The sequence below is a fragment of the Nocardia sp. NPDC056000 genome (assembly GCF_042269265.1).
Classification (GTDB): Bacteria; Actinomycetota; Actinomycetes; order Mycobacteriales; family Mycobacteriaceae; genus Nocardia.
Genome location: NZ_JBHJXS010000009.1, coordinates 459,989 through 468,661, shown reverse-complemented (window position 1 = coordinate 468,661; position 8,673 = coordinate 459,989). Strand labels below are relative to the sequence as shown.

At 66.4% G+C, this 8,673-nt stretch carries 6 protein-coding genes; 4 read left to right on the top strand and 2 right to left on the bottom strand.

Going from position 1 to position 8,673, the window contains the following annotated elements:
- The coding region (xdhC, locus tag ACFC4D_RS27490; protein WP_376067823.1) for a xanthine dehydrogenase accessory protein XdhC at window positions 1-904 on the top strand (904 nt) is incomplete at its 5' end.
- Between the two features lie 73 nt (window positions 905-977).
- On the top strand, window positions 978-2,465 hold the full coding sequence (locus ACFC4D_RS27485; protein WP_376067822.1) for a PucR family transcriptional regulator: 1,488 nt from the start codon (window positions 978-980) through the stop codon (window positions 2,463-2,465).
- Here ACFC4D_RS27485 and pucD read toward each other — a convergent pair.
- A complete protein-coding gene (pucD, locus tag ACFC4D_RS27480; RefSeq protein WP_376067820.1) occupies window positions 2,441-4,822 on the bottom strand; it encodes a xanthine dehydrogenase subunit D in 2,382 nt (793 codons plus the stop codon). The genes ACFC4D_RS27485 and pucD overlap by 25 nt on opposite strands.
- A gap of 192 nt (window positions 4,823-5,014) precedes the next feature.
- Between pucD and ACFC4D_RS27475 the strand changes: the two genes are divergently transcribed.
- On the top strand, window positions 5,015-5,797 hold the full coding sequence (locus ACFC4D_RS27475) for a GntR family transcriptional regulator (protein ID WP_376067818.1): 783 nt from the start codon (window positions 5,015-5,017) through the stop codon (window positions 5,795-5,797).
- An 11-nt stretch (window positions 5,798-5,808) separates the two neighbouring features.
- Here the strand turns inward: ACFC4D_RS27475 and ACFC4D_RS27470 are convergent, their stop codons facing one another.
- Window positions 5,809-6,795, bottom strand: a complete 987-nt coding sequence (locus ACFC4D_RS27470) for an amidohydrolase family protein (protein ID WP_375960295.1) — start codon at window positions 6,793-6,795, stop codon at window positions 5,809-5,811.
- 449 nt (window positions 6,796-7,244) lie between these two features.
- Here ACFC4D_RS27470 and ACFC4D_RS27465 point away from each other — a divergent pair, with 449 nt between their 5' ends.
- The gene (locus ACFC4D_RS27465; RefSeq protein WP_376067816.1) at window positions 7,245-8,651 is read left to right on the top strand and encodes an amidohydrolase family protein; all 1,407 of its coding nucleotides are present in this window, start codon (window positions 7,245-7,247) and stop codon (window positions 8,649-8,651) included.
- Window positions 8,652-8,673: the final 22 nt, after the last annotated feature.

The window sequence follows — 8,673 nt, the reverse complement described above, 5'->3', positions numbered from 1 at the left end:
GGTGACGGCGGTCGCGCCCCTGCGCGACCGCCGCGAACCCGGTGTGCTGGTCACCGTGGCCGCCGTGCGCGGTCACGCACCCAGGCGACCCGGCGCGAAACTCGTTGTCGGCGTGGAACGGACGTGGGGTTCGATCGGCGGCGGCAATGTCGAGGCCGTCGCCGTCGATCGCGCCCGTGAACTGCTGTCCCGCACCGATGATCCGGAGCCCGAACTGATGGAATTCGCCCTCAACGACAAGGTGCTGAACCGGCACGGCGTGCAATGCTGCGGCGGCGAGGTCACCATCCTGTTGGAACCGCTGACGGTGGTGCCCGCGGTGGCCATCTTCGGAATCGGCCATGTCGGCTTGGAATTGGCGCGCATTCTGGCCCGCCATGATCTGGACCTGCACCTGATCGATTCCCGCCCGGACATGCTCGAGCCGGAGCGACTTGGGGTGCTCTCCGATGCCGTGGCGCGGGTGCACGTACATCACACACCGCTATTGCCGGAGGAGATCCTCGCCCAACTCCCGCCCGGTACGCATGTACTGATCATGACCCACGATCACGCCGAGGATGCCGCGCTCTGCGACGCGGCACTGCGCCGTGATCAACTCGGCTCCATAGGTCTGATCGGATCCTCCGCGAAATGGTCCCGATTCCGGCATCGGCTCATCACCGAGGGCAAGCACGCACCGGAGGCGCTCGCCCGCATCAAGACCCCGATCGGGTTACCGGAGATCACCGGTAAGGAACCGGCGATCATCGCGGTCAGTGTTGCGGCGGATCTGCTGCGCACCATGGCGAATGCCACCGCGCCGACGCGGGATCCTGTCGCCGCGCCGCCGTCACCTCGGTGTTCGGCACCATCGGCGCGGTCGGCGCCGACCCTGGCGCACCCGGTTGTCACCGACCGCTGAAACCTCGAATCATGTTCCACCACAACCTATCCCGTTCCGTCATGCATTCACGATCGAGCTGTTAGCGTGATGTATGCGTTTGCGATCCGTGCTCACCTTCGCTGACCTCGGGTTCGAATTGGTCACCGGCGACGCGGACCTCGATCGCGAGGTGCGCTGGGTGGTCACCACCGACCTGCTCGATCCGAGCCGCTACCTGTCCGGCGGCGAGCTGGTCGTCACCGGAATGCATTGGCGACACGAACCGTCGGACAGCGACACCTTCGTGCACGCGTTGGCCACGGCCGGTGTCGCAGGCATGCTGGCGGGCCAGGCCAGATACGGCGGGATTCCGGACGATGTGGTGCGCGCGTGCCGTCGGCACGGGGTGCCACTGCTGCGCGTGCCGGAACGGGTCAGCTTCTCGGCCGTGGTCGAACAGCTCAACCGCGAGCTCTCCACCGGCCATGCCGGGGGTTTGACCGCCATGCTGGATCGGCACCGCCGCCATATCGCGGGCAACGGACTGACCCCGGTACTGGATTTGCTGCACCGCGACCTCGGAATCCGCTGCTGGATCATGTCCGCGACCGGACGCGTCGTGGCCGGACCGCAGCCGCCACCGCACGGCGCGGCGGCCGCCTTCCTCACCGCGCGCGGCTTCCCGGCGGTACTGCGGGAGGACGAGATCAGCTATTCGATCGTGGCCGCCGACGAAAAACACACACCTCGGGTACTGGACTGGCTGCTGGTGTTCGCGGCCGATTTCAGTGACTGGTCCGCCGAAAGGCGCGCTCTGGCAGGTGAATTGTGCGCACTGGTCGCCTCCGAACGCGAACGCCAGGACGAGCGGCTCGGCGCGGAGAACAGGGTCGCGCAGCGACTCATCAAACTGATCGTGGCCGACACCGAACCCGAACAGCTCATTTCGGCATTGGAACTGACCGGTCTGCGCCCGGGCGGCAGCTACGTCGCGGTCGCCCTGACAGCGGGCACCCTGCGCGAGGACCACACACTGGCATTGCTGATCGACCTGCTCGACGGCCAGCACGCGGTCGCGGGCGTAATCGACCGCACCGCAATCGCATTGATTCCGGCCGGCGAGGTCGACGCCGATATCCGCCGCGCCGTCGCCGCCCTGGCGCCCGGGCTGGGCGAGGATCGGATCTGCGTCGGTATCAGCGCGGAGACGGATCGGACCGGATTGCGCGCCGCGGTCGAGGAAGCCCGCTATGCCTGCGGGTTGGCCGCGCACGCGGCGGTGAGCTGCGTCATCGGTCAGCACGAATTGGCCACCAGGACAATGCTGCTCGCGGGCGTTCCCGAGCTGATCGGCCGCAAATTCCGCACCCGCCTGCTGGAACCGCTGCTCACCTATGACCGTGAACATCACGCCGATCTGGTGCTCACCCTGCGTACGTTCCTCGATGAGTCCGGGTCCTGGGCCAGGTGCGCGAATCTGATGTTCGTCCATGTGAATACGCTGCGCTACCGCATCGCGCGCATCGAGGAGCTCACCGGTCGCGACCTGTCCCGCTTCGAAGACCGAGTCGACTTCTATCTGGCGCTATCGCTGAGCTGAGTGGGCACGCCCAGCGCGATATCCTCCGGTCGCACCGGAACCCGAGGCAGATCCAAACCCGTCGCATCCCGCAGCGCGTTCAGAATGGCCGGGGTGGAGGACAGCGTCGGCGGTTCACCGACACCGTTGAGACCGTAGGGCGCGTCCGGATGCGGGAATTCGAACAGCGTGATCGGCATCGACGGCACATCGGCGATGGTGGGGATCAGGTAATCGGTGAACGACGGATTGCGCACCCGCCCTTGATCATCCAACAGAATCTCCTCCATCAGCGCCAACCCGAGCCCCTGCGCGCTGCCGCCCTCGATCTGGCCCTCGACGGCCATCGGATTCATCGCCTTACCGACATCCTGCGCCGCGGCCAGCTCCACCACCCGCACCAAACCGAGTTCCACATCGACATCGACCACGGCACGGTGTGCGCAGAAAGCGAAGGCGATGTGCGCATTGCCCTGGCCGCGTTCGGGGTCGATCCCCTCGGTCGGGCGATGGTGATATTCGAAGATCCGCTCGAGGGTGTCCGCACCGACCGTGTCGGCGATGGTCGCCACCGTCGCCCCCGTCAGCACATCGGCGATGACGTTGTCCCGCAGCGCAAGTCCGGACGCACCGCGTCCGGATGCGGCGGCCGCGCGCCGAAGCACCTCGGCCGCGATCTGCTTGCACGCACCCTGCACCGCACCGCTGGACATCCAGGTCATGCGGGACGCCGAGGCGGAACCGGCATCGCCGATTTGAGTGTCGGCGGGCAGCACCACCACGTTGGTCACCCCCAATTCCGTTGTGGCGATCTGGGATTGGACGGTGGTGATGCCCTGACCGCATTCCGCGGCCGCGGTGTGGATGGACACCACCGGCTCCCCGGCGGCGACCGACAGCGTCACCCGCGCGGTCGAATAGTCGTCGACCCCACCGGAGTAGCCGATCGCCTTGACGCCCACCGCGTAGCCGATGCCGCGCCGAATCCCTTCGCCGTGGGTCACATTGCCGACGCCGCCGGGCAGCAGCCGCACATCCCAGCTCGTCTCCGCGGGCGGGAGCGGGCGGTCCCGCAGCGATTCCAGTAATTCCCGCACCGGCGCGGGACCGTCGATCGGCTGCCCGGTGGGCAGCACCGTACCGGTCACCATGGCGTTCTTCAGGCGCAGCTCGAGTGGATCCATGTCCAGCGCGCGGGCGAGCTTGTCCATATTGGATTCGCACGCGTACGCCGACTGGACCGCACCGAAACCGCGCATGGCACCGCAGGGTGGGTTATTGCTGTACACCGCGAGGCCATCGATTTCCGCATGCGGGACCTCGTACGCACCGGCGACGAAATACGAGGCGTTCGCGATCACCACCGGCGAGGTCGAGGTGTACGCCCCACCGTCGAGCACCAGACGTGCCTTGACGTAGACGAGCTTGCCGTCGCGCGTCGCACCGTGCTCGTAGTACATCTTCGCCGGATGCCGGTGCACATGCCCGAAGAAGGATTCGTACCGGTTGTAGACCATCTTCACCGGTTTGCCGAGACGCAGGGCCAGCATGCAGGCGTGCACATGCACCGAGAGATCCTCGCGCCCGCCGAAGGCTCCGCCCACCCCCGCCATGGTCAGGCGCACCTGTTCCGGCGGCAAGGCCAGGCATGGTGCGAGCTGTTCGAGATCCTTGTGCAGCCATTGGGAGGACACGTACAGTTCCACGCCGCCGTCTGGGCTGGGCACGGCCAGGCCGGATTCGGGTCCGAGGAACGCCTGATCCTGCATGCGGACCTCGTAGTCGCCGGTGACGACGACTTCGGCTTCGGCACGGGCCTTTTCCATATCGCCGTGCCGAATCTTCACGTGCCGCACCAGATTCGAGCCATCGTGAATCGGCGACGCCTCCGGGTCCAGCGCGCGTTCGGGATCGGTGAGCGGAGTCAACTCCTCATAGTCGACGATCACCAATTTCGCTGCCCGCCGGGCGGTTTCGGGATGGTCCGCCGCCACCAGCGCGACCGGTTCGCCCTGATAGCGCACCCGGTCCATGGCCAGCACCGGCTGGTCGGCGATCTTCATTCCGTACGTCTTCGCGCCGGGCACGTCCTCATGGGTCAGCACGGCGCAGACACCCTCGACCGCCAGCGCCGCACTCACATCGATGGACCGGATCCGCGCCGAAGCGTGTGGACTGCGGACCGTACTCCCCCACACCATGCCCTCCATCCACAGATCGGAGGAGTACGCGAATTCGCCGGTCACCTTGAGCAATCCGTCCGGACGCCGGGCACTGGCTCCGACGCCGAGACCGGCGCTGGTGCGAGCCTCACGCACCAGCGTGGGTGTTCCGCTGTGCGCGATCGGGATGGGTTGTGTGCCAATCATTTCGGGCATTGAGCTGGCTCCTGCGGCTGTGCGGCGTACTGGACGCCGGAAAATCAAGCGGAAGGTTTCCGGTCCATCCCCGTGAAAACTCACCCACCACAGCCTGCGGTGCATCCCTACCGGACCCCTCGGGGCAGTCTATACCGGCGGTCCCTATGATTGCATGTAATATGCCGACCGCATCGAAGAAAGGCCGCCGTGATGACGGATTCGCCTGACCTGGCGGCCATTTCCGCCACCGCGTCGCTCACCGAGAGCACCTACGAGGCGCTCAAGACCGCCATCTTCCGCAATCAACTCACCCCCGGAACGGCATTGAGCGTTCCCGAACTGGCCCGCCAGCTCGAGGTGAGCCGGACCCCGGTGCGCGAGGCTGTGCAGCGGCTGATCTACGAGGGGCTGGCGGTGCACGCACCGCACCGCGGCGCGCAGGTCAGCCAGGTCGATCTGGACGACCTGCGGGAACTGTATGTGGTGCGGGAAGTGCTGGAGGGCTTGGCCGCTCGCCTGGCCACCGAGCGCCTGGACGGCGCGGGGCTGATCGCGCTGCGGGACACGGTCGCCGAGCATGAGCGCGCGCTGACCGCCGGTGCGGACCAGGCCACCCATATCGAATTGGATGTGCGGTTCCATCGGCTGGTGCGCGAGGTGGCGGGAAATCCGCATCTGAACGCGGCATTGGAGCCGATCGCCGGGCGCTCGCACATCGCCCTGCATTCGCTGTGGCGCAATGCCGACGCACCACGGCTGGCCCTGGACGAGCACGCGGAGGTCGTGGCCGCCATGGCAACGGGTGATCCGGAACTGGCCGAGGCGGCGGCGCGGCGGCATATCTCGCGGCTGCGAATCCGGCTCTCGCAGGCCAAGTTCCGCGATGAGACGACCCCGGACGCGCCGCGCCGGCGCAAGCCCTCGCTGACCGGCGCGGACGCCTCCAGCGCGTCCGGCGACCCGGCACGCGAGGGTGCCGGGTCGCCGGGGTGAAGCGCTGAAACTCAGCCGAGCGCTGCCTCTTCCGCCCACGCCGACGGGGTGTACCCGCTGTAGTGGTCGGCGTGGGTATTGGCGGCCGAGGCCTGCGGAACCTCACCACGCAGATACGCCTCCGCCTCGGCCTGATCCTTCGGCGGCGGTGTCGGAGCCAGTCCGAGCAACTTGGCCATATTGTTTCCGAGATACCCCTCGAGGTCGTCCTCGGACAGGTTCAGGCCCTGCGGCGGCTCATGGCACAGCACTTCGAGTTCACGCGCCCACATACCGGGTTCATTGGGCGGGGAATCGGTGCCGAAGACCATCTTGCTCTTCTTCATCTCCTTCGCGAATTCCACGATGCGAGATTGCAGCAGCCATCCGGATTCACCGATGACGTTCTTCGAATCCTGAATCATCCAGAACGCCTCGAAGCAGTAGACGCCACCGGTCTGCACCCCGAAGTGCCCCAGAATGAAGTTCACATTCGGGAACTCGCGAATGATCGGATAGAACTGCGTGGGAATGGAATACGGGCCGTCGCCGGTGTGAATCAGCACGGTCACGCCCAGTTCGTCGCAGACCCGCAGGGCCGGGCGCAGCCAGTCCAGCGCCCGGTCCGGGCGGTAGGAGTGCATGTTCGCATGCAGTTTCATCATCTTGTAGCCGTGCTCGCGCACATGGAAGGCCAGTTCGGCGGCGCCGTTCTCCGGGCCGAATCGCGGGTTGTAGATGAAGTTTCCGACGAAGCGGTCCGGATACTCCTGCACCAGCCGGGTGATATAGGCCTGGTAATCGCGAATGCCTTCGCGGCCACTGCGATTGCCTTCCCGCCAGGCCGTATTGCCCGGCGGCGGCATAATGCAGCTGACGTCGACCCGGCGGGGTTTTCCGTTGATCCAGAACGGGCCGTCCATCATCTTCAGCACGCGTTCGCCGGTGAATGGTTCACCGGTGTGGCGCCACGCTTCGTCCACGAGATTGGTCGGATGTACGTGGGTATCGATGATCACAATGATTTCTCCTGATCAGGTCGGGATGAGGTCCCCGGCCGCGAATCACACGCACCTTCGGGCCACCGCCTCCCACGGTGGTCGAGCCTGGCCCGACCGGCGGGCTCGATAGCACGAGTGGACCACAGCTACGGCGGGCGCGTCAACGGATTGCATGTAATCCGTGATCGCATGGCTTTCGCATAAAGCCAGTTCAGCACATGACATCTCGTGGCGAAGGTGTGATCTTGGTCAAAATTCGCCGTTGACAAATGACTTTCCGCCCGGTTTACATGTATGTGCCTCCGGTACAACGAAACCGGACGGCATTGCCGGTGACCTCCCGACTTGGGTTAAACCGTTCGGCGCACACCAGAACTCCGCGTTCTGGTGGGAGTACAGCTCCCACGCCACGGATTGAGGCGGCCCGGCTCGGTACAGCCGCGCCGCCAGGGAAGGCACAGGCGGCTATGACCCCTCCAACCACCCCCCATTGCGACCTACTCCTGACCGGCGGGACCGTGATCACGGTCGACGACGCCCGCACCATCCACGAACACGCCACCGTCGCGATCCGCGGATCACGCATCGTCGCGGTCGGCCCGGACGACGAATTCGCCGACTGGCGAACCGATTCGGTGATCGACTGCCGCGGCAAAGCGGTACTGCCCGGCCTGGTCGACGGGCACAACCATCTGGCCCAGGCCCTGGCCCGCGGACTCGGCGAAGGCATGTCCATCGTGCCGTGGCTGTGCGAGTTCATGTGGCCCTACTCGATCGCGATGTCCTCACAGGACGCGATAGCGGCCGCACGGCTCGGCGTGGTGGAGGCACTGCGCGCGGGCACCACCACGATCATCGAAAATCATTACGCACCAAGTGATCTGACGACCACCATGGCGGTAGCGCAGGTCATGGAACAGGCCGGGCTCCGCGGTGCGGTGGCGCGCGGCATGCTCGGTGATCGCACCGAGATCGCGGCCCGTCGCGGGCAGCCCGACGGGTTGTTCCGCTACGACACCGCCAGCGAACTGGCCATGACGCGCGAGGCCATGCAGCAGCGGCCGCGCGGTTCGATGGTCGAAATCTGGCCCGCCGCACTCAATCTCGCCTATGTGGACCAGCGGGTGGTGCGCGGGTGTGTGGACCTGGCCACCGAATTCGACACCCACTGGCACACCCACTGCTGTGAGAGCAGCGGTGATCCCACCAGCTACCTCGACGCCTACGGGGTGCGGCCGGTGCAATGGCTGGCCAAGGCCGGACTGCTCGACGAGCGCGCGACGCTCGCACACGCCATCTGGCTCGACGCCGAGGAGATCGAACAGGTCGCGATCGCGGGTGCCAAGATCGCCCACAATCCTTCCTCCAACGCCTATCTCGCGTCGGGCACGCTACGGCTGCGCGACCTGCGTGCGCTCGGTGCCACAGTCGCCCTGGGCAGTGACGGGCCCAGCTGCGGACATCGCCAAGACCTTTTCGAGGCAATGAAACTCACGGTCTACGCGCAGCGGCTCGCCACCGGGGACCCCACCGCGTGCCGCGCCGAGGAAGCACTCGAACTGGCCACCCGCGAGGGCGCGAAATACGCCGGAATCGATGCCGGCGTACTCGCACCCGGCAAGCTCGCCGACATCATCGTCGTCGGCCTCGACCGGCCGCATATTCAGCCGGTTCACAATCCGGTGAGTTCGCTGGTCTACTCCGCGCGCGGTGCGGATGTGGAGGTCACCATCGTCGGCGGCCGCATCGTCTATCAGCACGGCCGCTGCCTGCTCATCGACGAGGACGCGGCCATCGACGAGGCCCGGGAGCGGGCACAGCAACTGGTCGCGCGGGCCGGCATGCAAGCACTACGTCAGCCGCTATCGCGCTGAGTGCTTGCCGCCCAACCTCTTT